Raw genomic sequence first — 24,711 nt, 5'->3', positions numbered from 1 at the left:
TACATTTTGCCGAACCGGCCGGCAACGACAGGAGCTCAGCAATGGTGCATCGCGTAGTGGGTTGGTCCACCGGCACGGTCGGGAGGCACGTTCTCGCCGGAATCGACAGGCATCCCGATCTCGAGCTCGTCGGGTTGTGGGTCTCGAATCCGGACAAGGTCGGCAAAGATGCGGGCGAGCTGGCCGGACTGGGGCGCGACCTCGGCATCGCGGCGTCCGGCGACAAAGCCGAAGTCCTGGCGCTCGAGCCGGACTGCATCATCCATACCGCGATGACGGACGATCGGATTTTCGAGGGGGTCGAGGATCTGATCTCCTTCCTCGAGGCGGGTATCGACGTGGTGTCCTCCGGGCCCGTCGTGCTGCAGTACCCGCACGGGGGACTCCCGGACGATCTGGTGAACCGGATCGCCGAAGCGGGCAAGGCGAACGGTGCCACTCTGCACGTCAACGGCATCGACCCCGGTTTCGCGAACGACGTTCTGCCGCTGGTGATGACAAGCCTGTCGCAGCGTATCGACGAGGTGCGCTGCTCGGAGATCGCCGACTACTCCACCTACTACCAACCGGTCGTCATGCAGGATCTCTTCGGTTTCGGAAAGCCGCTGGACGAGACACCTCCGATCCTGCAACCCGGTGTGCTGTCGTTGGCGTGGGGCAGTGTCGTCAGGCAGATCGCAGCCGGTCTGGATGTGAAGTTGGACGAACCGCTCGTCGAGAAGTACGAGCGCGGGACCACCGAAGTGGACTTGGACATCGCGTCGTGTCACATCGCGAAAGGCACTGCTGCAGCACTGCGATTCGAGGTGATCGGCACGGTGAACGGCGTGCCCAAGGTCGTTCTCGAGCATGTGACGCGGACGCACAAGGATCAGATGCCGGACTGGCCGTATCCGATCAAGGGTGACGGCGCCTACCGGATCGAGATCAAGGGCGAACCGGCAATGACCGTCGACTTCTCGCATCATGGCGAAAACGGTGACCACAACGACTCGGGAATGATCACCACCGCCATGCGGTTGGTCAACTCGGTGCCCGCGGTGATCGCTGCCGAGCCCGGACTTGCCACGGCGCTGGATCTGCCGCTCGTCACCGGACGCGGGCTGGTGAGCTGACCGGAGGCATCACAACCGGGCGTATGGTGGGTATTCGCGTAGAGGCGAAGGAGGACCATGACCGTCAGCGAGAACACCGTCGACGTAGACAGGTACTTCCAGCGGATCGGCTACACGGGTGACCGCAGTCCGACGCTCCACACACTCGATCGGATCATCGGTCTCCACGCGAGCACCATCGCATTCGAGAACCTCGATCCGTTCATGTCCCGCCCCAACAGAATCGACCTCGTCTCCCTGCAGCACAAGCTGATCGAAGGGCGCCGGGGCGGATACTGCTACGAACAGAATCTACTGCTGCGAGCAATCTTGATGTCACTCGGTTTCGACGTGACGGCCCTCGCGGCTCGTGTTCTGTGGGGTGCAGGCGACTACGCGATCACGCAGCGCTCGCACATGTTGTTGTCGGTGATGCTCGATGACGGTCCTCGCGTCGTCGACGTCGGCTTCGGCGGAATGACGATGACGTCGTCGATCGGGTTCGAGATCGATGTCGAACAATCCACCCCGCTCGAGCCGTTCCGACTGACCGAGCTCGGGAACGACTTCGCTTTGCAGACGAAGTTGGACGACGCCTGGCGCTCCATCTACCGCTTCGACCTCACGCCGCAGCATCCCATCGACTACGAGGCCAGCAACTGGTACTTGTCGACCTGGCCGCAGTCTCGATTCGTCACCGGGCTGACTGCCGCACGTCCGTCGTCCGATCGGCGGTACGCCCTCAGTGGCCGGCGTCTGACCGTGCATCATCTGGGTGGTCCGAGTGAACGCCGTGAGCTCGAGAGTGCGGACGAACTCCGTCGAGCTCTGGAGAACGACCTGTTGATAGACACCACCGGCCTCCCGCTCGATCTCGTCTTCGCGCGTCTGAGCTGAGGGCCGGTGGCGAAGAAGCGTAAATCAGGGGCACCTTCGGCTGGCAGTGGTGGCCCCGCTCCGGGCGTGTACGAAATCGACACCGGTACTTGCGAGCTGGTTGCCGATCCCTACACCGTCGGCAGCTGGGTTCTGAAGGTCAACGGCGTGGAAAGCTCACACATCGATCCGGACGACGCGGAGCGTCTCGATTTCGAGTACATGAGATGGATTGCGCAACTTGCGCACTCGCAATGGGATTCGGACTTTCGCCTCCGTGCGCTGCATCTCGGCGGTGGCGCATGCACCCTGGCCCGCCACCTGTGGGCGGTGTATCCCTCCGCACGGCAAGTGGTGGTCGAATTGGACGGCCGACTGGCCGAACTCGTCCGTGACTGGTTCGACCTGCCTCGCGCACCGTTGCTGAGGATTCGGGTGGGCGAGGCCAGGGCGGTCACGGAGACCCTGACCGAGTCGTCACGCGACCTGATCGTCCGTGACGTCTTCGCGGGAAGCACGACCCCTACGGACCTGACGACGGTGGAATTCGCCGAGCACGTACGCCGAGTGTTGGCGCCGGGTGGCATCTACGTGGTCAATTGCGGCGACACCCGCGACCTCGTGGGAGCGAAACGTGAAGCGGCGACCATCGGTTCGCTGTTCGAACACACTGCGATCATCGCGGATCCGGCGATGCTCAAGGGCAGGCGCTACGGCAACATCGTGATTGCCGGAAGTGACGTTCCCATCGCGGAAGAACCCGCTCTTGCACGGGAACTCCTGGGCGGCGGGGTCCCGGCCACCCTGTGGCGCGACGACCGGGTGCGTCAGTTCGCCGGAACGGCAAAGCCTCTCGCCGATCCTGCCTGAACGATCGCCGCGTCAACTGGGCGTGACACGAGCTGGCCGCAGAACAGCCGATTCTTCGTTCGGTCCTGGATTCCGGCGCGGTCGTGTCTGCTGAACTGCGGTCTGTGCAGAGGGGCGAGCGACACATGATCGATGCGTACTCCACCGGATCGTTTCCGGTGCTGGTGCCAGGCTAGAAAGGGATCAGCCGACGGGGACGGGGGCGTCCTCGTCGTGAGTGTTCGTGACGGCGTTCTTTCTGTTCCGCCGCACACTCGACACGAACGCGGCCCCGATCAGCACTACTCCGACGAGTCCGGTGACGTTTTCGTTCACGTGGTAGCCGATCGAGACGAGCAGGATCATCGCCAGCGCACCGATTGCCCAGTGCGCGCCGTGTTCGAGGTACACGTACTCGGACAGGGTGCCCTTCCGGACGAGGAACACGGTGAGAGACCGTACGAACATGGCGCCGACGAAGCCGAGTCCCAACGCGATGATGATCGGGTCCGAGGTGATCGCGAATGCTCCGATCACTCCGTCGAACGAGAACGAGGCGTCCAGGACTTCGAGGTACAGGAAGAGGAAGAAGCCCGCCTTGCCCGTCGCCTTCGCGAGCCCGCTCGGACCGGTCGACTCCTCGGCCGTGTCGAACAACTCGCCCAGCCCGTTCACCGAGATGTAGGTGATCATGCCGAGGACGCCCGCGATCATCACCGTGGAGACCTTGTCGTCGGCGGCCACGAAGCCGGCGGTGAGGAGCAGTAGTCCACCTGCCACGACGACCGAGAGCTGATCGAGCCTACCGAGCTTGGCGAGCGGCTTCTCGATCCATGACAGCCAGGTGATCTCGCGTTCCTCGAGAACGAAACCGAGGAAGAGCATCAGCAGGAACATCCCGCCGAACGCCGCGATCTGAGGGTGCGCGTCGGTCAGCAGGGTTTCGTAACTCGGGTCTCCGTTGGGGAAGTAGGCCGCGCCGTCCGCAGGCGGATCGAGCGCCAGGTCCATCGCGGCGACGGGGCCCAGCCCGGACGCCAGCCAGACGATGACGAGCGGGAACACCAGGCGCATGCCGAAGACGGCGATCACGACGCCTACGGTGAGGAAGATCTTCTGCCAGAACTCGCTCATTCGCTGGAGGACGGTCGCGTTGATGACCGCGTTGTCGAAGGACAGGGAGATCTCGAGGATCGAGAGAACGGCGACCAGCAGAACTGCCTGGGGGCCGCCGTACAGAGCCGCGGTGATCAGGGCGAGCACCGTCACCACGATCGAGATACCGAATATTCGTAGAACCACGTACCGCGGCCTTTCCATGGAGAATTGTGCCCCGTGACGGTACAGCGAGGTGAGGGCGCTCAGTCCCCCGGCAGGGTGATCCCCAGCTCGCGTGTGCGCTCGGCCACAGCCTCGGGGAACATGTTCCGGAACAGGTAGAGGTCCTGTCCGAGCACCCAGCCGGGTGCCAGTTCGGTGGCGTATCGCTCGAAGTACCCGAGTTGTTTGCCGAACAGAACGAGCTCTTCGGGGCTCGCGACACCCCATTGCTTGCCGACCTGGATGAGCCCGACGATGAGTGTGCTGAGCTTCAGCTCGCCGAGGTCCCGACCGAGAATCGGGGCGAGTACGGTCGCCACCTGTGCGCCGATCTCCTCGTCCGTGGCATCGATCTCGGTGATGTAGCCGAGCTTCCTCACTCCGCGGGCCACCCGTGAGAAGTCGCCGTCGATCAGCGTCGAATAGAACATGTCCTTGATGATCTGTCGCCACTCCGGTGGCAGGACGCCCACGATGCCGAAGTCGAGGAAGGAGATGCGGCCGTCGTCGAGGACCCACAGATTGCCGGCGTGGACGTCACCGTGGAACGGTCCGTGTATCACCACCGATTCGATCCACACCTTCACGCCGCGGCGGATCAACAGACGATTGTGCTCGTCGTCGTGTGTCTTCCAGCGGTCGAGCGGTGTGCCGGACATCCGTTCCATACAGATCACGTGCGGCCCGCAGTAGTCCCAGTACACCTCCGGCGTCGTGACGTGCTTGTTGTCGCCGAACGCCGGAATGTTGTCTCGGAACCGTGTCTGCCGATCCGCTTCCACGGCGCTGTTGAGTTCCGTCATCGTCGCGGCGTGGAGATCGCGAATGATTGCGGTGGCGTTGGCGATCCGAAAGAACTCGAAGGCCTCGAGGGTTCGGGCGCCCCAGTAGGCCGCACGGAGATCGATGATCATCCGTCGGGCGATGTGAGGTCGCTGAACCTTGATGACGGCGCGACGACCGTCGCGCAGCGTGCACGCGTGAACCTGGGCGACCGACGCCGCGGCGAGAGGGTGGTCGTCGAATTCGGCGAAGAGGTTGTCGATGGTGTGCCCGAGATCCTGCTCGATGCGTGCACGCGCGACCGAAGCAGGAAAAGGCGGGACGTCGTCGAGGCAGCGCAGGCACGCGTCTGCAAGGGGAGCCGGGAACACTCCGGAAGACGACGCCATCAGCTGCCCCAACTTCACGAAGGTCGGGCCGAGGGCCTCGAACCCGTTGACGACGCCCTCGCTGGCCGTATCCACCAGGCGCCCACGATCCCGTCGGAACGGCCACGTCAAGACTGAGGCCATGACGGCCGTGGTGAGGATCGCGACGATCACCACGCTGCGCCAGAGCTCGGGCAGGCGAAATCGCCCGAGCTCCGGCATGTCGACCGAGAGGGCCGAGGTCGGCGGCCCTGCCGCATAGGGGCCGACGGGAGGTGGCGTGGATTCGGGCACGAGCTTAAATCCTGACTGGGCGGGTACTTCGCCTGACTAGGTGGTACTGCGTGTCACGGACATACTGCCAACAATTCCCCCGAGGGGGAACAGTCAATTGTCGCAGTGCCGATTCGCCCCAGGTCAGAGATCGAGAACTGCAGCCAACTCGCGGAGTGCCGGCACCGGATCGTCGGCGCCCGGCAGTACCTGAATCGCCACATGATCGGCACCCGCGCTCACGTGCTCGTTCAGCCGGTCCGCCACCTGCTGCGCGGTGCCGTGAGCGACGAGGTCGTCGATGAGGCGGTCACTGCCGCCGTCCACGATCTCCTCCTCCGGGTATCCGAGCCGCTTCAGGTTGTTCACGTAGTTCTTCAGGTGCAGGTAGGGGTTGTCCACGGCCTCCCGGCCGGGCACCCGGGCCCGCGCGGGATCACTGTCGAGAACGACCTTCTGTTCGGGCGCCAACAGTGCACTGCCCAGGTGCTCACGCGCCTGCCGGGTGTGTTCCGGGGTGGTCAGGTATGGGTGGGCGCCGGCAGACCTGGCCGCCGAGAGTTCGAGGACCTTCGGTCCGAGGGCCGCCAGTATTCGCCGGCTCGAGGGAACCTCTCGTTCGTCGAGAACGTCCAGGTACCGGGTCAGCGCGCTGTACGGCTTGCTGTAGTCGAGTCCGGGCTGCTCGGGATGGCCGACCCCGATTCCGAGCACGAAGCGACCCGGATACTTCTCCTCGAACCGGTGGTAGGTGTCCGCGATGTCGGTGGCAGTGGCAGTCCAGATGTTCACGATGCCGGTGGCGACCGTGATTCGCTCGGTGGCTTCGAGGACCTCCTCGACGGCTCCCAGATCAGCGGGCGGCGATCCGCCGATCCAGATCGTGCCGTAGCCCAGATCCTCGATGGCCTTTGCTGCGTCCGGCTTCAGATGGCCCCCACGCCAGACTCCGAACTGTCCGAGGGCGGGGGTTGTGGTCGAATCGGTGTCTGCAGTCATGGGTGGTGCAACCTTCCTGGTATCCGTCTGATTCCTGGTTCAACCCTGTAGCTGGTTCGCCCACGAGACGAAGAAGAGTCCGCCTGCGATGGCGACCAGGATTGCGACCGGGACCGGCCAACCCGGTCCCTCCCGATGAAGCAAGCGTCGAAGGACGCCTCGAACGAGCGCGTCGATGCCGATCAATGCCCAGAGGGCTACGGGTATGAAGGGCAGGGCGACAAGCGCGTGCACGATCCAGGCGCCGGCCAGTGACGGCCCGCCCCAAGAATCGTCGTAGGGTCCACGGTCCACCAGTCCGTACAGCGGGCCACGGACAACGGCGAGGGCGCCCAGGAGGGCGACGAACCAGGCGACGAGGCCGACGATCGCCCCGAGAAGCCCGGCCGAAGCCGTCCGCCACAGCGGAGCACGTGCACCCTTTCCGGCAGCAGTCACCATCGTGACCAGGCCGCGGGGTAGTGCGAGGAGCGCATTGCCCGCTCGCCGCAGCGATTGCACGCTGAATGGGTTGACCAGCACGCCCGACACGCTAGTCCAAACCGAGCTCGCGAGAAGGGTTGTCAGCTAGGGCACGTGGCATTCCCGGGGAATGCCGGTACCCCTGTTCGGCAACCGACATCGGTGACGGCCTGCAAGCGCTGGACCGGGTCGCGGACCTCGAGGGCCGGAAGTAGCCCCTCGTTCAGAAGGGAGTCTTTGGTTGTCGTTGCGGTAACGAGCGTTCCGCGAGCACGTGCGAACTCGACGAGTTCGTCGTAGACCATCGACAGAGCAGCCTCCGTGGTCCGGTCCTCGGGCTGCAATCCGGCGAAGTCGACGCCGGTTTCGTACACGTGGCCACTCGAGTGCGGGGGCTGATCGCAGGTGGGTTTGTTCAGGTCGATCACGAAGCCGGGGTGATCAGGTGACGGCGTCGCGACCGTGCCCGCGTCTATGCACATGTGGTGCGAAATACGGTCTGCAAGCGAGTGAAGGTAGATGCCGATGCGTGCATTCCAGGATTGGGCCCCGGCCCAGGAGTCGAATTGCGAGGACAGCACGTTGTCGGTGACGACCTGCTGCCCGGTGGTGTTGTCGAAGGGCAAGGCCACCGGCGTCTCGATGCTGTACATGCCGTGTATGGGCGCGGGTGCGCCGTCTCCGTAACACGTTGCTCCGGTGGCGAAATCGCCGTTTGCGGAGGGGCTGGTGAATCCTCCTGTGCACAGTGGGGCGCTACTGCCAGGACCGGCCATCGCCCAGTTCCTGATGTGCGCGAGCATCACTTCGCGCTGCGGATCCCCGACGTCGGGGTACAGACCGTTCGGCATCGGGTCGTTCGGTCCGCGTATCGACACGGGGAAGTGGAAGAGGAAACCACCGGTGTCGAAGTGGGTGCGAACGACACCGCTGATGTCGCTGGTGGTCAGCGCGCCGGCATCGGCGACAGGTTGACCGTTCATGTCCCTGGGGGCGAACGTGCCGAGGTCCGTTGCTTCGTTGTACGCGGCGATCCAGTACGCATCCTCGACAGAGAACCCGACGTTGCGCGCGATGATGTAGGTGGAGTCCGTGTGTACGAGACTTCGGCCACCTTGTGGCTGACGCAATGTGTATGCGTACCGCAGGAACGCCTCGGTGCCGCACACCGGATCGTACGGGTCGTCGAGGGGGCAGAAGGACGGCAGTGTCGCGCAATTATGCGGTGGCCCACCGGATCCGGAGTAGCAGATGTCCTCGGCGAAACCCTGCGCAGTCGGCGGTGATGCGACCGACGGGATGACGAACAGTGCAGCGGTGGCCACCGCCAGCACCAGCGTGGACAGGCCTCGAACGCGTCCAGACATGACGAGCGCCTTTCGGTCGCGACGTCCATCTGACATTACGCGCTGAGCAGCACATTCGGGGGGTTCGTTTCGACTACGCTGATCGTATGGCCGAAGAGGCCGGGCATAACAGTCCTGGGGTGATGCTGGGCGGCGTGTACAGGCACGAGTCCCGCACCCAACACGACGCTGCGGCCGTCGGGTATCCACTCGTCGGTGATGCTGTCGATGAGATGCATACCGACTCTACCGAGTCGTCGATTCTGATCGCGGACTTCGGCGCGGCGCAAGCGAACAACAGTCTTCGGCCGATGGGCATTGCTCTCGATCGGATCCGTGCCTCCAGAGCGGACGTCGGCATAGCAGTAGTCCACACCGACCTCCCGAGGAACGACTTCTCCGCGCTGTTCGACGTGGTGGACTGCGCGCCCGAGAGCTATCTCGTCGGACGAAGCGAAGTGTTCCCGCTCGTCGCGGGACGTTCGTTCTACGACAGGATCTTTCCGCGTTCGGCATTGACGTTCGGGTGGAGTGCGTCGAGTCTGCACTGGCTCAGCACGGCGCCGGGGCCGATCCCGGACCACTTCTTCGTGCACATGTCGGAGGACCTGTCTGCGCGAGAGGCATACCGAGCGCGCTCGCATACGGACTGGACGCGATTCCTCGACCACCGATCGGTGGAACTCGTGACCGGAGGTGGCCTGGTCATCGTGGATGTCCTGCGCGGGGACGACGGGTTGGTGGGGTCCGAAGCGCTGTTCGATTGCCTGGAAGCAGAGCTACGTGTGCGCCGCGACGACGGCGTCATCACGTCCGACGAGTACAGGTCGCTTGCGTACCCGACATGGTTTCGTTCGGTCGACGAGATTCGTGAGCCGTTCGCGCAGAAGTTCATCGGTAGCTCAGGTGGAGAACTCGCCCTACGTGATTGCATCACAACGGTATTGGCGGATCCGTTCGTCGACCTGCTCGAGGGTGGGGCGATCGCCGACTACGCGAACGCCCACACCGGGTTTCTGCGTGGATTCCTGGCTCCCAGTTTCGAATCGCAGCTGAGACCGGAACGTTCCGGTGCGGACAAGGAGGCCGTGCTGCGAGAGATCTGGCAGGGGACAGCGCGGCGAATCGCCGAGAACCCTCGTGGGGTGGCGCCCGCCTACCGCTTGTGTGCATTGCGCGTGCAGCGGTTGTGAGTAGGCAACCGAAGGGTGCCGGTGTCGGTGCGTCATGGGACCCTGGCCGGGTGAACACGAGTGCGGACATCCGGTGGCCGGAGAATTGGCCGAACACGGCACGGGAGATCGCCGGGGCAGTGAATACCGCGATCGCTGCGGTGCAATCGGAGTCTGCCGAGGCCTCGGCAGAAGCGTTCGAGGATCTGGGTGCTCTGCCGTTCGAGCAGGTGGTTGCCGTGCAGTCGGGAATAGTGCGCGAACTGCTCGAGATGGCGCATCCCGACGGCTTGGACGGCGACGACGTCCACGATGTGCTGCAGCGGTGTGTTCGGTCTACGGTCCCGTGGTTTCCGACTCTCGACGTGGCGGTGTTGGTGGAGGTGCTCACCGGCGCTCTCGGGGTCGCGGATGTCGACGCGAACCCCCAGGTGGCGGCGCCCACTGCTTACGTGCAGGCGGCAACCGTGGTGATCGTCGACCTGCTGCGCATCGTCGAGGTTCCGGCCGTGGATGCGATTCGAAGTGCGGTGGGCGAGGTTGCGCGTGCCGAGACGATCGAGATTCCCTGACGCGCTACCAGGTGAACCCGTAGGTGGATGCGGTCACGAAGCCGTGGTCGTGTGTCTCGCAGCTGACGGTGCCCTGGTAGCCGACGCCGCAGGTGCTGTTCTGAAGGGTGATCTTGTGGCCTTCGGGAAGTACCTTCTGTCCGCCCGGAACAGTGAAACCGGGGGTCTCGGAGTGTCGATAGTTTCCGGCCTCGAATACGGCGGCACGCACCTGGTCGGTGCCCTCCGGTGCATCCATCGGGACGGCGTCGCAACCAACGTATCCACTATTGGTGTAGATCCCGCACATCCGACCGTCCGGTGTCTGGAAGAACACGCTGCCGTAGTAGTTCATGTCGTCCACCAGGTAGTCGGACGACTCGACGGGCGTGTACTCGTCCAGTCCGGTGTACACGGGTTGTGCGGCGGCCACGCCGGTTCCGAGTGCTGCCGCGAGCGCGGTACCTCCGACTGTCGCCAGGGCTGCCGAGAGTGCTCTCGAACGGGGAGTCTTCGAGCTGGGGGTCATGACTGGCTCCTCATGCGTCGCGGACGTGCGTGTGCATGATGTGTCGTCGGGCCAGCCGAAATCGTTAGCAACACAACGGAAATTGCAGTTCAGCTAGCTTCCGAACGGTGTCGGAGCGGGCTTCATCGGATACGCGGCGACGTCCATGATCACGGAGCCGTCGCACGGGCCGCCGGTAATGTCCGTTCGCCACGATCCGACGAGGGTGCCGTCCGGCTGTGGCGTGTAGAAGGCGACCGAATGCGCCGGTGCCCATACCTTGGGGACACCTTCGCCCTGGTAGCAGTCCCACTCCCAGTCGTAGGTGTGAACCCAACTGGTCCCGTCCCACGTGTATACGGGAGGAAGGGGGAGCGTCGGATTGGCCGGGGCCGGACCGTTGGTCACGGTGGCAGTGCACGGTCCGTCAGCGCAACTCGTCTCGAATGTGTAGGTGTCGGAGAAGTCGGGTTCGCTCTGCGTCGCAGCCAAGCTGGTGCCGGTCTTGGTCGCGGCGAAACGCTTCAGGGAGTAGTCGCCCGACCAGTCGGGGTCTGCCGCGCCCGCAGGCGCCGTGGCGGCAAGTGCCCAGGCCGCGATCAGTGCGATGACCAGCAACGTTTTGCGCATGAACGAGATTAACCCGTCGTGCGGATCAGAGGAATTGTTTCTGTATGAATCCGGCAAGTAGGACGGCCGTGCCACCCAGCTCGCCGATGATCAGAGCGATCATGAAGGTGGTGGTGCCTCGGACCGGCTCGACGAACTGGTTGTCGGTGTCGGCGCGAAAGCCGTGCACGACGTAGCTGGCGATGGCACCGACGAAGAAGGCGACCACGACGAGTCCCGCCACGAGATCCACCACGACGGGCCAACCGCTGAACTGGGCCAGCGCTGCCAGGACGAGGGTCGCGAACGAGTACATGAGCGCCGCTCGATGCGCGATGTCGACGTACGGGTGCGCGAGGCCGCTCTGGGACACCGACATCTGACGGTACTTCCAGGTACCGAGGGCCATGCCCCACAGCAGGATGAGACCCGAGAGGAGTATGAGGACCTTCGTATCGACGGCGAGTGTCACACTCGCATTCGATCACAGGTCTACCGGGACAACTCCCGGCTCGGGGAGGGTCGCCGCACCGGGACGAATGCCGGCCAGGTAGATCGCCACAAGTCTGCGTGTGAAGTTCGGTAGCGGATTCTCGACGAACTGCACCTGTGGTCGGGTGAGGGTCGCGAGCGCGAAGACGATCTCGAGGGGTGCCAGGTCGTCCCGAACGATGCCGGCCGACTGGACTCTGCGAATCAGAGTGGTGACAACTGTCTTGGTCTGTTCGCGGATGGCGAGAACGGGCTCGGGAAGTTCCTCGAAACTCTCACGTACGAGTGCGGGAACCAGTGTGCCTATTTGTAGGGCGATGACCGAGTCGATGAACTCCAGCCACGCCGAGTCGGGATCCGTATCGAACCGCTCCAGCGCTTCACGACCCCGTTCCCCGACCTCGAGAAGAGTTGATTCGGCAACGGCGTGTGCAAGTTCGTCGCGTGAGGAGAAGTTCCGGTACAGCGTCGCTATCCCGACGTCGGCGCGGGCCGCGACAGCGTCGAGTGGTGCGTCGTAGCCACGTTCGACGAACACGTCGCGGGCAGCGCGTAGCAACGCGTTGCGTCGTTTCAGGGCGTCCGAGCGCATTGGCCTCACCTCCTGGTGTTGACGCACGAGCATAACCGGAGGAATATCTTCCACATAAAGTGGAGGAAAATACTCCGGTTGGAGAGGTAGCTATGACGACGACCATGGCCGAAGTTTCAGCGGACGAGAAGAACCGCAGTGGTCCGCCCGACAACGTGAAGTTGGTCGGTGTGGTTCTCGGCCTCACCGTGGTGATCGGGCTGATGCTGCTTGCGTTCGTCCTGCCGAGTATCAACAGTGGTCCGCACGAGTTGGAGCTCGGTGTGGCCGGTCCGGGACCTGCCGTGGCGCAGATCGAGAACGGGCTCGCAGCGGCGAACCCGGAGGCGTTCGACGTCCGGACGTTCGACGACGAAGCATCCGTTCGGACCGCCATCGAGCACCGCGACATCGTGGGCGGCATCGTCGTCACCGATGCCGGACCGAAAATGTTGACTGCGTCGGCTGGTGGACCGCAGATCAATCAGGTGTTGTCGGGAACTGCGGCCGGACTCGGGCAAGCGACGGGTACGCAGATACCGGTGGAAGACGTGGTTCCACTTCCAGAAGGAGATCCCGCGGGCATCGGTTTGGGAATGCTCGCATTTCCGCTCGTCTTCGGCGGCATGGTTCCGGCGATTGCGCTGGTGGCCCTCTTTCCGCACAGTCTGCGTCGGCGCGTCATCGGCGCGGCGTCCTTTGCGGTTCTCGCCGGCTTGGTGGTGGCGGCGATCATGCAGTTCGGAATCGGCAGCTTCGACGACAACTACCTCTTCGCGGCGGGCGGTGTGGCGATAGGCATCGCCGCGATCTCGCTGACGATTCTCGGTCTCGAATCGCTGCTCGGATATCCAGGTCTGGGGATCGGTGCGGTGACGATGATGTTCATCGCAAACCCGTTGTCCGGCATGGCGACAACAGCAGCGTGGCTACCCTCGGGGTGGGGCACGCTCGGGCAGTTGCTGCCGCCAGGCGCTGCCGGTACCGCGATTCGTTCGATCGTCTATTTCGACGGTCACGGGGCCGGGCCGTCGATTGCCGTCTTGTCCGGTTGGATCGTGATCGGTCTCGTTCTGTGCGTCGTCTCGGGGATGCGCGGTCGGACGCGGACCGCGGAGGTGCGCGCCTGAGCGACGCGCGCGCCGACCCGCGTCGCATGCTTGGATGGGGTGTATGTCGGCTTCCATACTCGCGAACAGGCGCACTCGATCAGACGTCGTTCGCCGTGGATTCCTCTGTGTAATTGCCTGTGTGAGCGCGGCGGTCGTGACTGTGGTGGCAGCGGCCGCGTGGATTTCACTGGAGGCTTCCGGGCACGTCTACCGGGTTTCGGATGCGCCGTCCGCGCCCGTCGTGATCGTGCTGGGTTCGAAAGTGGTTGACGGGGCGCCGAAGTCGTTCCTCAGAGGCCGTCTCGAGACTGCAGCCGGACTCGTGGCGGACGGTCGAGCGAAGGCGGTTCTCGTCTCGGGCAACGGGGCGAGCGAGACCGGTGACGAAGCGGCCGTCATGTCCGACTATCTCGTGGACAAGGGGATCGACCAGCGCTCGGTCATCACGGACCCGCACGGGTTGGACACGTACGACACATGTGCGCGGGCAGTGCACACGTATGGCGTCACCAGGGCTCTGATCGTCACGCAGGGACTGCATGTGGCTCGAGCGGTGGCGTTGTGTCGGGACGCGGGAATCGACGTCGACGGCGTGGACGGGGATTGCGAATGCTCGTCGGTGGCATTCACACAGAACCAGGCAAGGGAACTGCTCGCCCGCCCGAAGGCCCTCTACGACCTCGTCTCGAACCGAGACCCGGAGGTCGTGTCGCCGCCGGAGAACTCGGTGACCGTCCTGATCGACGAGTAGCGTCTTCGGCGTGTCGACAGTCCCGTCAGCCGGATCGAGGCGCGAGCCCACCTCGCGCGACCTTCGACGTTGGCGCCGGTATCTCGCGAACGAACGGGCGGAGGCTTCCGTCTACCGCGACCTGGCACGGCGTCGGCGAGGCGAGGAACGCGAGATTCTCCTGGCGTTGGCGGAAGCCGAGGGGCGCCACGAATCGCATTGGCTCGAACTACTCGGTGACCAGGTGGGAAAACCGTTACGCAGCGACCTCAGAACCCGTTTGCTCGGCGTGCTGGCCCGTCGTTTCGGATCGGTGTTCGTACTCGCGCTCGCTCAGCGCGCAGAGACACGGTCTCCCTACTCGACGGATGACGACGCCACCGCGGCGATGGCCGCCGACGAGCAGATTCACGAGGAAGTGGTCCGGGGCCTCGCCGCCCGTGGCCGCAATCGGTTGTCCGGAAACTTCAGGGCCGCGGTGTTCGGGGCGAACGACGGACTCGTCAGCAATCTCGCGCTGGTGCTCGGTATCAGCGGCAGCGGGGTGTCGCAGCACATCGTGCTGCTCACCGGCCTTGCCGGACTTCTCGCCGGCGCGTTGTCGATGGGTGCGGGCGAGTACGTGTCGGTGCGCTCGCAACGTGAGTTGCTGGAGGCGTCGGCGCCTGCCGAGTCGGCGCGCGAGGCCGTGCCACTCCTCGACGTCGATGCGAACGAGCTTGCGCTCGTCTATCGGGCCCGGGGCATGGCGGAGGAGGATGCCGAGGCGCGTGCTGCGGAAGTACTGCGGGTCGGTGTCGAACCCGATGTGGATGTGCCGTCCGCCGGCGACGAACACGAGTCGGTCGGAACCGGTCTCGGTGCTGCGATCGCGAGCTTCTTCTTCTTTGCCTCCGGCGCGATCATTCCGGTGCTTCCCTATCTTTTCGGACTGTCCGGGGTGACCGCGTTGTTGGTAGCCGCGCTTCTGGTCGGAATCGCGCTGCTGGGAACGGGTGCGGTGGTGGGATTGCTGTCCGGTGGGCCGCCGATGAAGCGGGCGTTGCGACAGCTGGCCATCGGTTACGGCGCCGCTGCCGCCACCTACGTGCTCGGCTTGGTGTTCGGTACCGGAGGAGCGGGGTGACCTCCCCGAACGGTTACTGCTGAGTAATCGTGTGCCATTACCGACTGGGCGGTCTGTCCGGTGCTATCGTCCGTCGTGAAAATGCCGCTCGGCGCGAGTGGTCCTGCTCACGACTTCACCGAGGTATCGATGTCTCGAAGGCTGCTCGCAGCTGCTGCTGCCGTCACGTTCGGATCTGCGACGATCGTGTACTCCAACAACTCCGAGGCGCTCGCGCAGCCGAGTCAGGTGCCGGGTACCGGCCCGTGTGCTTCGGAGGTGTCCAACGAGGTCGGCTCGATCATCCCGGAAGAGCTCGACATTCCGATTCCTTACCCTGCGGTGACCACGGTGCCGTATCCCGCGCCCGAGCCGCCGCAGACGCGTGTTCCACAGCAGCAGCTTCCGGCCGATCCGTGCATGGACCCGTGCCCGGATCTGACCGACGACGACGAGCGGCCGGGCAACCTGTCCAGCGTCGTGAACATCCCGCGCCTCGGTGTGAAGTTCAATCCCTTCTACTTCGGGATTCCGGTTCCAGGCGAGGGCGACCCCGTTCCGCCACCGCCGCCGGAGGCGCACCCCGCCACCGAGCAGGACACGGTCAGCCCCAAGCCACCCACGCCACGCATCGGTGAAGTCACTCGCGTTGCCAAGCAGACCGGCGCGGGATCGGTGACCCGATCCGACAAGCGCTGGCAGGTGTACGGCACCGACCTCGGCATCACCTGGGAGACCAAGCCCGGTCAGGTCGCCATGGCCTTCGGTGACACGGTCGGAAAGGGCTTCCACCCGCCGGGCGGCCAGGGCGGTGACTGGCGCAGCAACGTTCTCGCATTCAGCAGTGACCGTGACCTCTCGGACGGCGCGAGTTTCGACAGCATGGTGCAGGACAGTCGATGTCATGCCGCCGAGGTGCTGAGCAGTCGCAAGCTGGACAACGTCGAGATCACCACCATTCCGACGTCCGGCTTCGCCATCGGTGATCGTCAGTACATGAGCTACATGTCGATCCGCACCTGGAACAGCATCCCGACCACGTGGTGGACCAATCACGGCGGCATCGCGTACTCCGACGACGGCGGATCCACGTGGACCAAGGATCCGCATGCGAAGTGGGAGAACATCTTCGGTCTCGCCAAGTTTCAGGTGACCTCGATGGTCCCCGCCGGCGACTACGTCTACATGTTCGGCACACCCAATACTCGTCTCGGGGCAGTCGGTCTCGCCCGGGTGCCGAAGAAGGACGTGCTGAACAAGTCGGCCTACCAGTACTGGCAGAACGGTACGTGGACGCCGGTCGGCGGTTTCTCGGAGGCGACACCGGTCGTCAACGGGCCCGCCGGAGAACTCTCGGTTCGCTACAACGAATCCACCGGCAAGTGGCAGATGGCGTACCTGGACACCGCGAAGGTGTCGATCGTGCTCCGTGAATCCGATTCCCCGCAGGGCATCTGGTCCGACGGTGCGCCGATGGTTCAGGTCAAGGACTACCCCGAGCTGTACGGCGGATTCATTCACCCGTGGTCGACCGACGACGATCTGTACTTCAACATCTCGACGTGGTCGGACTACAACGTGTTCATGATGCACGCGAAGGTGGAATGACCCGGTTCGTAAGGGCCGCCGTTGCGGGAAAGTGAAACACGTTCTAGATTGTGTGTGACGCGCGCCACCGATGTGTGGGCGTGGGGTACACCGTCGAGAACGAAGTAGAGGATTTCATGGGACGCGTAGCGGGCAAGGTCGCATTCATCACGGGCGCTGGCCAGGGACAGGGACGCGCGCACGCGCTTGCTCTCGCCGCCGAGGGCGCGAGCATCATCGGCGTCGATCTCGATTCCGATTACCCGGACCTGATGAACTACAAGCCTGCCAACCCCGACCTTCTCGCCGAGACCAAGCAGCTCGTCGAAGACCTGGGCGGCAAGATGAGCACCTCGGTGGCCGATGTGCGCAAGCGCGACCAGGTTCAGGCCGCCGTCGACAAGGGCATCTCCGAGCTTGGTGAGATCGACATCGTGATCGGCAACGCCGGTGTCGCCACCTTCCCGACGTCGCCGTTCGACGTGTCCGAGGAAGAGTACGACTTCATCATGGACACCAATGCGCGCGGCTGCTGGAACACCATCCAGTGCACCGCACCTCGCATGGTCGAGAACAAGCGTGGCGGGTCCATCGTCCTGACCAGTTCTGCTGCCGGCCTGCGCGGCCACGTTCCGTACGCCCACTACGTTGCGGCGAAGCATGCCGTCGTCGGCATCATGCGCTCGTTCTCCAACGAACTGGCTCGTCACGGGATTCGCGTCAACACCGTTCACCCGACCGGTGTGGCATCGCCGGGCATGGGCTCGGACACCAACATCTTCCCGCTGTTCGAGGCGCGCCCCGACTTCCTGACATCGGTGAGCAACACGATGCGCAACCTGGACGACTCGTTCGACGCCGACTTCTACGGGGTGCCGGCGCTCATGCCGGAGGAGATCGCGAAGGCCGTGCTGTTCCTCTCGTCCGACGATGCCCGGTACATCACCGGCCAGACCCTCGCCGTCGACGCAGGGTGCACCACCAAGGCGTGATCACCGAACCTCGGGCGCTCGCTCCATCAGTTTTGCGAGCGCCCGATGCTGGGCGACGCGCACTGCGCCTGCGGTGCTCCCGAGAACCGCGGCCATGCGTTCTGCGGACATCTCCAGGGTGAACCGCATGTGCAGGATCTGACGCTCGCGCTCCGACAGCGAATCGACCAGGAGCCCGACCTCTTCGTGAAGTTCACCCCGAAGGATCGCCTGCACGGGTTCGTCGCGTATCGCTTCCGGGGGCGTGGGGTCATGGTCCTGCCGCTGGTGCCGGTGCGCCCGGCGCCTGGCATCAGCCACTTTGTGTATCGCGACGCCGTACACGAATGGCAGGATCGGCCGACGTCGACAACCACTGATCGACGTCATCAGTGCCAGGCACACGTCGTGTGCGACATCGTCGCCGGTGACGTGAGGTTGCAAGCTCGTTCCGATCCGCCGCAGGCAGTACGCGCGGACGATCGGATACGCGGCCCGCACCATCTCGCGAACCGCGCGCTCGTCGCCCGCGTGCGCCTGCGGCGCCAGGTCTTGCAGCAGTGATTCGATCTCGTTCTCGTTCACGAGTTCGATTCTGCGTCGGTGCGTCCCGCGCGGATAGGCACCCTGGGGTGGCGAAATTGCCACCCCAGGGCAGCCCGGCTACTGCGTGGCCGACTGGGGGACGAGTTCCTGCAGCGCAGTCACCGGCAGTCCGCTCGGGTACGGCGCGGTCACTCCGGCCTCCCCGAATGCGATGCGGATGCGCCGACGGAGTTCGCGCTCGGTGGCCCACTGCATGTTCGCGCGGGTCGCCACTGTCATGCGCAGCGTCCACGAATCGGCGTCCATTGCATTGACGCCCTGAAGCTCCGGCGCGGAGAGCACGTTCGACTTCATCGGCTCCTCCGTGACTGCGGCGCGGGCGGTCTCCAGCGCCACTCGGCACGCGAGATCCATGTCGGACTCGTAGGAGATCGGGAACTCCAGGAAAGCGATGCCGAAGTCCTGGCTGTAGTTGCCCACCCGCATGATCTCGCCGTTGCGGCAGTACCAGATGGTGCCGTGCAGGTCGCGTACGGAAGTGACGCGGAGCCCGACGTTCTCGACCGTGCCGGAGGCATCGCCAAGATCGACCCAGTCGCCCACGCCGTACTGGTTCTCGAACAGCATGAACAGCCCGGACAGGAAGTCTCGGACGAGTGCTTGCGCACCGAAACCGATGGCGACACCGATGATGCCGGCCGATGCGATGAACGGTGCGACGTTGAGTCCGAGGATGCCGAGCGTCTGCAAGACCACCCAGAGCAGCACGAGGAACGAGACCAAGGACTTGAGTACCGAGCCGATGGTGGCCATCCGCTGGGCGCGACGTTCGTCGCGCTGTTGCTCGGCGCGTACTTCCTCGGCGGTGCGCTTGCGGGTGGCCTTCTTCAAGATCGCGGCGGTGAGTCCGCTACCTTCCTCGACCCGCAGCTCGCCGTCGTGGCCGTTCTCGCTCGGGTTGGCAGCTTGCTCTGCCTCCGCGCGCTTCGCGGCCTTGTTCTCTCGCCAGCGTGTGAGTCGTGACGAGGATCCGTCGCCGACCTGGCGTCGCGTAATCCGGTCGATCGCCCGGTGCAGTACGAAGCGCACCACCAACGCGAGCACGATGTAGATCGCGATGCTCACAGGCTTGTCGATGAGCCACTCCTGGCCGGTGTCCGTCAGTCGAAAAGCTAGTTGATCATCCACGGCCACGAGGCTACTGATAAAGATTTGGTCACGAAACCCTCGTGACGGCGATCACGAAGTGTGGGCGGTTGCCGTAGTCAGGAAGGTTCTCGCCGTCAGTTCTGCCGCGGCAGTGCCTCCGCGACTCTCGTGAGCCGTGCTGCTGCGTCGCGTACTCGTTCGATTTTCTCGGTGAGAGCAGCACCGTCGAACGCCTCGACTCGTCCGCCGATACTGATGGATGCCACGACGGATCCACCGCGGCCGAGGATCGGCGCGCCCACCGCAGCGACACCGGGCAGGTAATCGGAGTTGCTGATCGAGTATCCGGCTTCCTTCACGGTATCGAGGTGTTCGGTCAGCTTGGCCACGTCGGTCAGGGTCCGATCGGTGAACGAAGGAAGGCCGTCTTCAATCCATCGGTGCCGTAGTTCGTCCGATTGCGCGAGCATGACTATCGGCCCGGCTGCCGCGTGGTAAGGCATGACCGAGCCGATGTTGATCCCGGCGACGACAAGTGGGTTGTTGCCTTCGAGTCGGTCGATGCAGACCGCGCCTTCATCTGCCGGAACCATCAAATACGCAGTGTCGCCGAATGTCTCGGCCAGATCCACCATGAAAGGCCTTGCCGCAGTGCGGATATCGAGCTGGACGAGTGCGGCAGTGCCGATCTCGAACATGGGCATTGCGATGCGATACGAACTTTCGGCCGTGCGATCGATCCAACCCACGTGAATCAGCGTGGTCATGAGGCGATGCACTGTGGTCTTGTTCATGCCGCTTGCCGACGTGAGGTCGTTGAGGGTCCAGGTCGGGTGATCGACGTCGAAATTCTCGAGCAAGCTGCAGGCTTTCAGTACGGCTCCGACGATGTCGCGGCCAGCCTGGGATTCGGACTCGATGGGCGTAGCCACTGGCTCTCACTTTCCGTTTCGACGCGTAATCGGTGTCGTCATCATACGAACAAGGACCCTTGGACCCCTCTTGACATGTGACGCCCGCCACTCTAGCTTCAACTGAACATTATGCGGAATGCCTTCCGCAATGCGAAACGGATGGTGAACATGACGCTAGCTACTCCCACCCTCAAAGAACTCACATCACGCGGGCTCGTCTATGCGCCCGGCGTCTGGGACGGACTGACCGCGCGGCTCGCCGAACAGGCCGGATTCAGTGCCCTGTGCGCGTCGGGGTTCGCCGTGTCCGCGGGCCTCGGACTGCCCGATGCCGAGTTGTACACGATGACGGAGAACCTTCAGGCCGTCCGTACGATCCGCGAGTCTTCCAAGCTTCCGCTGGTGGCGGACATCGACACCGGGTACGGCAATGCCGTCAACGCTGCACGCACCGCCGCGAAGTTCGTCGATGCCGGGGTGCAGGGCATGTTCATCGAGGATCAGGTGTCGCCGAAGTCGTGTCCGATATGCGTCGGCGAGCCGGTCGCTCTGGTCGACGCCGTCGAGGCGACCGGCAAGATCCGTGCGGTTCGTGATTCGATTCCAGATCACGTGCTGCTGGTCGCCCGCACGGATTCGCGGGGTGACGACGCCATCCGTCGGGCCCAGGCGTACGTGGACGCGGGAGCGGACATGATCATGCCTGTCACCAAGACCTTCGAGACGGTCGAGGAGTGGGAGCGGTGCCACGACGAGGTCGGCGTTCCGTTGATGGCCACCCTCACTGCGTCGACCTGGACAGAACGAGATTTCACTCCGGAGGTGCTCGATCGGATCGGTGTGCGTCTTGCCCTGCTCCCGACGCAGGTACTGATGGCCGTCACCGGCGCTGCCCAGGAGACTCTGCGACGGCTCGCAGCAGGGGAGGCACCGGGCTCCGTCAGCGCCGATGCGCTATCGCATCACGATTTCGTGGATCTGATCGGGTTTCCCGAGGTGGAAGCGATGCAACGCAAGTACCTTCCTGCGGAATCGAACCGGTGATCGCGGTGGGGTACACGATGGCGGAGAAGATCCTCGGCCGTACCTGCGACAGCGAAACGGTACGTGCCGGGCAGAATCACGCAGTTCACCCGGCGCGCATGATCGCGTACGACTTCCCGGGATACACCGACGTCATGTTCCGCCAGATGCGCGAGGACTTCGGCATCACCGAACTGTCCGATCCCAGTCGCTACGTCGTGTTCATCGATCACATGTTGACGAAGAACAACGACACGGAAGCCGAGGTCCACCAGGTGACGCGCGACTGGTGCGAGTTCTACGGCATCGAACTGCACGAGGGCCGCGGGATCGGGCACCAACTGACCGCCGAACTCGGATTGGCGACTCCAGGCGACTTCCTGGTGCACTTCGACGGGCATATCAGTGGTGTCGGAGCGTTCGGCGCTCTGGGCTGGGGTATCCGTCGCGACCTCATCGAGGCGTGGGTGACCGGCAAGCTGTACGTCGACATTCCGGCGACGACACGATTCGACCTCGTCGGCGAGTTCTCGCCGGGCGTCGACAGCCGCGATCTCGTGCACACGATCATCGATCTGGTGGGTGCCGACGGTTGCGCGCATCAGGTTATGGAATTCGGCGGCCCCGGCGCGCGATCGATGAAGATCGATCACCGTCAGGGACTGTGCGGGATGGCGATGTTCACCGGCGCCGTCTCGGCGGTTTTCGAGCCCGACGAGACTTCGCTCGCCTACGCAAACGGCGTCGCCCGCGAGTCGTTCGAACCGGTGTATCCCGACTCGGATGCCACCTACGCGGCGCGCTACACCATCGACCTCGCGTCCGTGGTCCCTCGTGTGGTTCAGCCCGGTTCGGCGCGCGCCGCGAACACGAAGACCGCGAAGGAGATGTCCGGCACGCCGATCACGAAGGCGTTCATCGGATCCTGTGCGAGCGGACGGATCGAGGATCTCCGGGCCGCGGCTCTCGTTCTCGACGGGCGGACGGTGGCGCCCGGCGTCGAACTGAACGTGGTACCCACATCTCAGAAGGTGCACGAACAGGCGGAGAGCGAGGGCATTCTCGACGTGTTGCGTGCCGCGGGAGCCACCATCGCGGTGTCGAGCTGTGACTTCTGCTTCGGATACCAGAAGCCGCTGCAGGCCGGTGAGAACTGCATTTCCACCGGCGTGCTGAACATTTCGGGAAGAATGGGAAGTTCGGACGCCAACATCTATATGGGATCGCCGTACACCGTCGCAGCGAGCGCGCTCGCCGGCGCGATTCAGGAGTCCGTGCAATGAGCGCCTACCCCCCGCCCCCGGACGTCATCGACGGCAGCGTTGCCTGGATCTTCGGCGACGACTTCGACATCGATCTCGTCGTGGGAGTGTCCAACATCAAATCCTACGATCCAAGTCATCTTCGATCGGTCTGCATGAAGGCCTACGACCCGGGGTTCGTCGATCGAGTACGGCAGGGCGACATCATCGTCGGTGGCCGCAACTTCGGATACGGCCATCCCCACTACCCACCGATGGTCGCTCTCCGTAACGCTGGAATCGCGGCGATCGTCGCCGAGTCGTTCTCGCCCGGGTTCTGGCGCGGCGAGACCTTCAACGGAATGCCGCTCATCACCGTTCCGGGCGTTTCCACTGCCGTGGCGACCGGTGATGCCGTGACCCTGGACTGGCGCACCGCCACCCTGCGCACCGCGGACGGTGCCGAACTCGTCGGCACTGCCCCCAACGCTCGGACCGTCCAGGTCGTCGAGGCGGGCGGCTCGTACGAACTCCTGATCGCAGAACACTCCCTCGCACAGCAAGGACATGCGCAATGACGAAGGTGGAACAACCCCCCGCACACCCCGGACGCGGCGGATTCGGCGCAGAGGTAGCCGGTTCTACATCTGTACGGACGTCGAACCCCACCGCGCGGCGTGCTGCCATCGCCGGCGGCGTCGGCACCCTCATCGAGTACTACGACTTCGCGGTCTACGGCTTCCTCGCTGTCGTGATCGCGCCGCTGTTCTTTCCGTCGACCAGCCCCGGCGTCTCGATTCTGGCAACGCTCGCCGTCTTCGGTGTCGCTTACGTCGCCCGGCCGCTCGGCGGAATCTTCTTCGGCCGCCTCGGTGACCGTCGTGGACGTAGGTCGGCTCTCGTCATCACCGTGGTCTGTATGGGGCTGGCCTGCGGGATTCTCGGACTGCTGCCGACACACTCTTCGGTGGGGTTTCTGGCGCCCATCCTCTTGGTGATCATCCGGCTGGCGCAGGGATTCTCGGCCGGAGGCGAGATCGGTGGAGCGGCAACGTATATCGCGGAGTCCGCGCCGCCGAGTCGCCGAGGATTCTACGGCTCGTTCACCCCGATCGGCTCGACCCTCGGGTTCGCCGTGGCGGCCGCGGTAGTCGGCCTCGTCGCGCTCGGAACCACCGACGAACAGATGTCCTCATGGGGATGGCGCATCCCGTTCCTGCTGGCGTTGCCACTGGCAATGATCTGCCTCCGTGTTCGGCTGAAGCTGGAGGACAGCCCCGAGTTCGAGGAAATGGCCGAGAAGAACCAGGTCGCCAAGAGCCCACTTTCCGACGTCGTCAAGAAGAATCCGCTGTCGGTCCTGCGCGTAGTCGGTATCGCCATCGCGATGAACGGCTCCGGCTACATCGGCCTCACGTACTTCAGCGTGTACCTGATCAACGATCTCGGATTCTCGAAAGACTCGGTGTACTGGACCTCTGCCCTCAGTATCGCGTTGGCGTGTGCGACGTTCCCGCTGACTGGGATGCTGACCGACAGGTACGGACGTAAGCCCGTTCTCCTGGGCGGATACCTCGCGTACATCGTCATCGCCCTGCCAGCGTTCATGATTCTGGGCGCCACTGCGAGCATCTTCGTAGTCGGAGCCGTGTACTTCGTATACATGGTGCTCAACGGCGTGGTGCAGGTACCGGCATTCCCATTGTTCACGGAACTCTTCCCGCGTTCGGTTCGGTACACGGGGGTATCCCTCGGCTTCAATATCGGCACCATCGCGGCAGGCGGCACCGCGCCGTACGTCGCGGCCCAACTCGTCGAGTCCACGGGAAACAGCATGTCCCCCGCATATTGGGTGATGGGCGTCTGCGCAATCGGCGTCGCCACCGTGCTGACGATCCACGAGACAGGAAAGTCCTCGCTCCCCGTGTAGAGATGTAGGTTCCGCCGGTCGATGTCAGTCCACTGGTTCGCCGACCTCCAGCTTTCCGAGTGTGAGGCGTCGACGAATTCCAACGATCTTGTCGGGATCCTCGGCCCCAATCCCGTCGTGCGACCGGATT

The 24,711-nt window shown here is 64.2% G+C and carries 26 protein-coding genes; 14 read left to right on the top strand and 12 right to left on the bottom strand.

The features are described 5' to 3' along the window. Positions 1-41: 41 nt before the first annotated feature. Genes ACZI8R_RS03745 through ACZI8R_RS03735 form a run of 3 tightly spaced genes read left to right on the top strand, consistent with a single transcriptional unit; the run spans position 42 to position 2,840 of the window. Positions 42-1,115, top strand: a complete 1,074-nt coding sequence (locus tag ACZI8R_RS03745) for an NAD(P)H-dependent amine dehydrogenase family protein (RefSeq protein ID WP_463378236.1) — start codon at positions 42-44, stop codon at positions 1,113-1,115. Positions 1,116-1,172: 57 nt separating this feature from the next. Further along, the gene (locus tag ACZI8R_RS03740; protein WP_463378235.1) at positions 1,173-1,991 is read left to right on the top strand and encodes an arylamine N-acetyltransferase family protein; all 819 of its coding nucleotides are present in this window, start codon (positions 1,173-1,175) and stop codon (positions 1,989-1,991) included. 6 nt (positions 1,992-1,997) lie between these two features. After that, the gene (locus ACZI8R_RS03735; protein ID WP_463378234.1) at positions 1,998-2,840 is read left to right on the top strand and encodes a spermidine synthase; all 843 of its coding nucleotides are present in this window, start codon (positions 1,998-2,000) and stop codon (positions 2,838-2,840) included. A gap of 183 nt (positions 2,841-3,023) precedes the next feature. On the opposite strand, the gene ACZI8R_RS03730 is transcribed toward ACZI8R_RS03735, so the two are convergent. The 5 genes from ACZI8R_RS03730 to ACZI8R_RS03710 form a co-directional block, all read right to left on the bottom strand. Further along, positions 3,024-4,121: a DUF475 domain-containing protein gene (locus tag ACZI8R_RS03730; RefSeq protein WP_463378751.1), complete on the bottom strand. Its 1,098-nt coding sequence runs from the start codon at positions 4,119-4,121 to the stop codon at positions 3,024-3,026. A 59-nt stretch (positions 4,122-4,180) separates the two neighbouring features. Next, a complete protein-coding gene (locus tag ACZI8R_RS03725) occupies positions 4,181-5,584 on the bottom strand; it encodes an ABC1 kinase family protein (RefSeq protein WP_463378233.1) in 1,404 nt (467 codons plus the stop codon). A gap of 123 nt (positions 5,585-5,707) precedes the next feature. After that, on the bottom strand, positions 5,708-6,562 hold the full coding sequence (locus tag ACZI8R_RS03720; RefSeq protein WP_463378232.1) for an LLM class F420-dependent oxidoreductase: 855 nt from the start codon (positions 6,560-6,562) through the stop codon (positions 5,708-5,710). Positions 6,563-6,601: 39 nt separating this feature from the next. After that, on the bottom strand, positions 6,602-7,084 hold the full coding sequence (locus ACZI8R_RS03715; protein WP_463378231.1) for a hypothetical protein: 483 nt from the start codon (positions 7,082-7,084) through the stop codon (positions 6,602-6,604). 41 nt (positions 7,085-7,125) lie between these two features. Then, entirely contained in the window at positions 7,126-8,391 is a 1,266-nt protein-coding gene (locus ACZI8R_RS03710) for a hypothetical protein (protein WP_463378230.1), read from the bottom strand. Positions 8,392-8,477: 86 nt separating this feature from the next. Here ACZI8R_RS03710 and ACZI8R_RS03705 point away from each other — a divergent pair, with 86 nt between their 5' ends. Then, entirely contained in the window at positions 8,478-9,563 is a 1,086-nt protein-coding gene (locus tag ACZI8R_RS03705) for a class I SAM-dependent methyltransferase (protein WP_463378229.1), read from the top strand. A 50-nt stretch (positions 9,564-9,613) separates the two neighbouring features. After that, positions 9,614-10,114 (top strand): hypothetical protein, encoded by a 501-nt coding sequence (locus ACZI8R_RS03700; protein ID WP_463378228.1) that lies wholly within the window; start codon positions 9,614-9,616, stop codon positions 10,112-10,114. 4 nt (positions 10,115-10,118) lie between these two features. On the opposite strand, the gene ACZI8R_RS03695 is transcribed toward ACZI8R_RS03700, so the two are convergent. The 4 genes from ACZI8R_RS03695 to ACZI8R_RS03680 all read right to left on the bottom strand — a co-directional run bounded on the left by ACZI8R_RS03695 (position 10,119) and on the right by ACZI8R_RS03680 (position 12,294). After that, positions 10,119-10,622 carry a hypothetical protein gene (locus ACZI8R_RS03695; protein WP_463378227.1) on the bottom strand — a complete coding sequence of 168 codons (504 nt, stop codon included), beginning with the start codon at positions 10,620-10,622 and terminating at the stop codon, positions 10,119-10,121. Positions 10,623-10,715: 93 nt separating this feature from the next. After that, positions 10,716-11,231 (bottom strand): Rv2253 family sensor-like surface protein, encoded by a 516-nt coding sequence (locus tag ACZI8R_RS03690; RefSeq protein WP_463378226.1) that lies wholly within the window; start codon positions 11,229-11,231, stop codon positions 10,716-10,718. 25 nt (positions 11,232-11,256) lie between these two features. Beyond that, a complete protein-coding gene (locus ACZI8R_RS03685) occupies positions 11,257-11,682 on the bottom strand; it encodes a hypothetical protein (RefSeq protein WP_463378225.1) in 426 nt (141 codons plus the stop codon). A gap of 12 nt (positions 11,683-11,694) precedes the next feature. Beyond that, positions 11,695-12,294, bottom strand: a complete 600-nt coding sequence (locus ACZI8R_RS03680) for a TetR/AcrR family transcriptional regulator (RefSeq protein WP_463378224.1) — start codon at positions 12,292-12,294, stop codon at positions 11,695-11,697. A gap of 104 nt (positions 12,295-12,398) precedes the next feature. Between ACZI8R_RS03680 and ACZI8R_RS03675 the strand changes: the two genes are divergently transcribed. The 5 genes from ACZI8R_RS03675 (at position 12,399) to ACZI8R_RS03655 (ending at position 17,799) form a co-directional block, all read left to right on the top strand. Further along, entirely contained in the window at positions 12,399-13,403 is a 1,005-nt protein-coding gene (locus ACZI8R_RS03675) for an ABC transporter permease (protein ID WP_463378223.1), read from the top strand. Positions 13,404-13,524: 121 nt separating this feature from the next. Further along, on the top strand, positions 13,525-14,136 hold the full coding sequence (locus ACZI8R_RS03670) for a SanA/YdcF family protein (RefSeq protein ID WP_463378222.1): 612 nt from the start codon (positions 13,525-13,527) through the stop codon (positions 14,134-14,136). A gap of 10 nt (positions 14,137-14,146) precedes the next feature. Continuing rightward, the gene (locus ACZI8R_RS03665; protein WP_463378221.1) at positions 14,147-15,241 is read left to right on the top strand and encodes a VIT1/CCC1 transporter family protein; all 1,095 of its coding nucleotides are present in this window, start codon (positions 14,147-14,149) and stop codon (positions 15,239-15,241) included. Positions 15,242-15,370: 129 nt separating this feature from the next. Beyond that, the gene (locus ACZI8R_RS03660) at positions 15,371-16,828 is read left to right on the top strand and encodes a DUF4185 domain-containing protein (protein ID WP_463378750.1); all 1,458 of its coding nucleotides are present in this window, start codon (positions 15,371-15,373) and stop codon (positions 16,826-16,828) included. A gap of 80 nt (positions 16,829-16,908) precedes the next feature. Next, complete coding sequence (locus tag ACZI8R_RS03655; RefSeq protein ID WP_463378220.1) at positions 16,909-17,799, top strand: mycofactocin-coupled SDR family oxidoreductase; 891 nt, start codon at positions 16,909-16,911, stop codon at positions 17,797-17,799. Here the strand turns inward: ACZI8R_RS03655 and ACZI8R_RS03650 are convergent, their stop codons facing one another. From ACZI8R_RS03650 to ACZI8R_RS03640, 3 genes are all read right to left on the bottom strand, one after another. After that, positions 17,800-18,363 carry a sigma-70 family RNA polymerase sigma factor gene (locus tag ACZI8R_RS03650; protein WP_463378219.1) on the bottom strand — a complete coding sequence of 188 codons (564 nt, stop codon included), beginning with the start codon at positions 18,361-18,363 and terminating at the stop codon, positions 17,800-17,802. 78 nt (positions 18,364-18,441) lie between these two features. Then, the gene (locus tag ACZI8R_RS03645) at positions 18,442-19,512 is read right to left on the bottom strand and encodes a mechanosensitive ion channel family protein (RefSeq protein WP_463378218.1); all 1,071 of its coding nucleotides are present in this window, start codon (positions 19,510-19,512) and stop codon (positions 18,442-18,444) included. 95 nt (positions 19,513-19,607) lie between these two features. After that, complete coding sequence (locus tag ACZI8R_RS03640) at positions 19,608-20,405, bottom strand: IclR family transcriptional regulator (protein ID WP_463378217.1); 798 nt, start codon at positions 20,403-20,405, stop codon at positions 19,608-19,610. A gap of 150 nt (positions 20,406-20,555) precedes the next feature. Here ACZI8R_RS03640 and ACZI8R_RS03635 point away from each other — a divergent pair, with 150 nt between their 5' ends. From ACZI8R_RS03635 to ACZI8R_RS03620, 4 genes are read left to right on the top strand one after another with little or no spacing between them, the layout of a single operon-like run. Continuing rightward, a complete protein-coding gene (locus ACZI8R_RS03635) occupies positions 20,556-21,431 on the top strand; it encodes an isocitrate lyase/PEP mutase family protein (RefSeq protein WP_463378216.1) in 876 nt (291 codons plus the stop codon). A gap of 17 nt (positions 21,432-21,448) precedes the next feature. Next, a complete protein-coding gene (locus ACZI8R_RS03630; protein WP_463378749.1) occupies positions 21,449-22,693 on the top strand; it encodes a 3-isopropylmalate dehydratase large subunit in 1,245 nt (414 codons plus the stop codon). After that, complete coding sequence (locus tag ACZI8R_RS03625; protein ID WP_463378215.1) at positions 22,690-23,229, top strand: LeuD/DmdB family oxidoreductase small subunit; 540 nt, start codon at positions 22,690-22,692, stop codon at positions 23,227-23,229. Before ACZI8R_RS03630 ends, ACZI8R_RS03625 begins: the two co-directional genes overlap by 4 nt. Further along, the gene (locus tag ACZI8R_RS03620) at positions 23,226-24,581 is read left to right on the top strand and encodes an MFS transporter (RefSeq protein WP_463378214.1); all 1,356 of its coding nucleotides are present in this window, start codon (positions 23,226-23,228) and stop codon (positions 24,579-24,581) included. Before ACZI8R_RS03625 ends, ACZI8R_RS03620 begins: the two co-directional genes overlap by 4 nt. The last annotated feature ends 130 nt before the right edge of the window (positions 24,582-24,711 follow it).

The organism is Rhodococcus huquni, assembly GCF_055231055.1.
The sequence above is the reverse complement of the archived record's forward strand: the minus strand, read 5'-3'. Positions and strand labels throughout refer to the sequence as shown.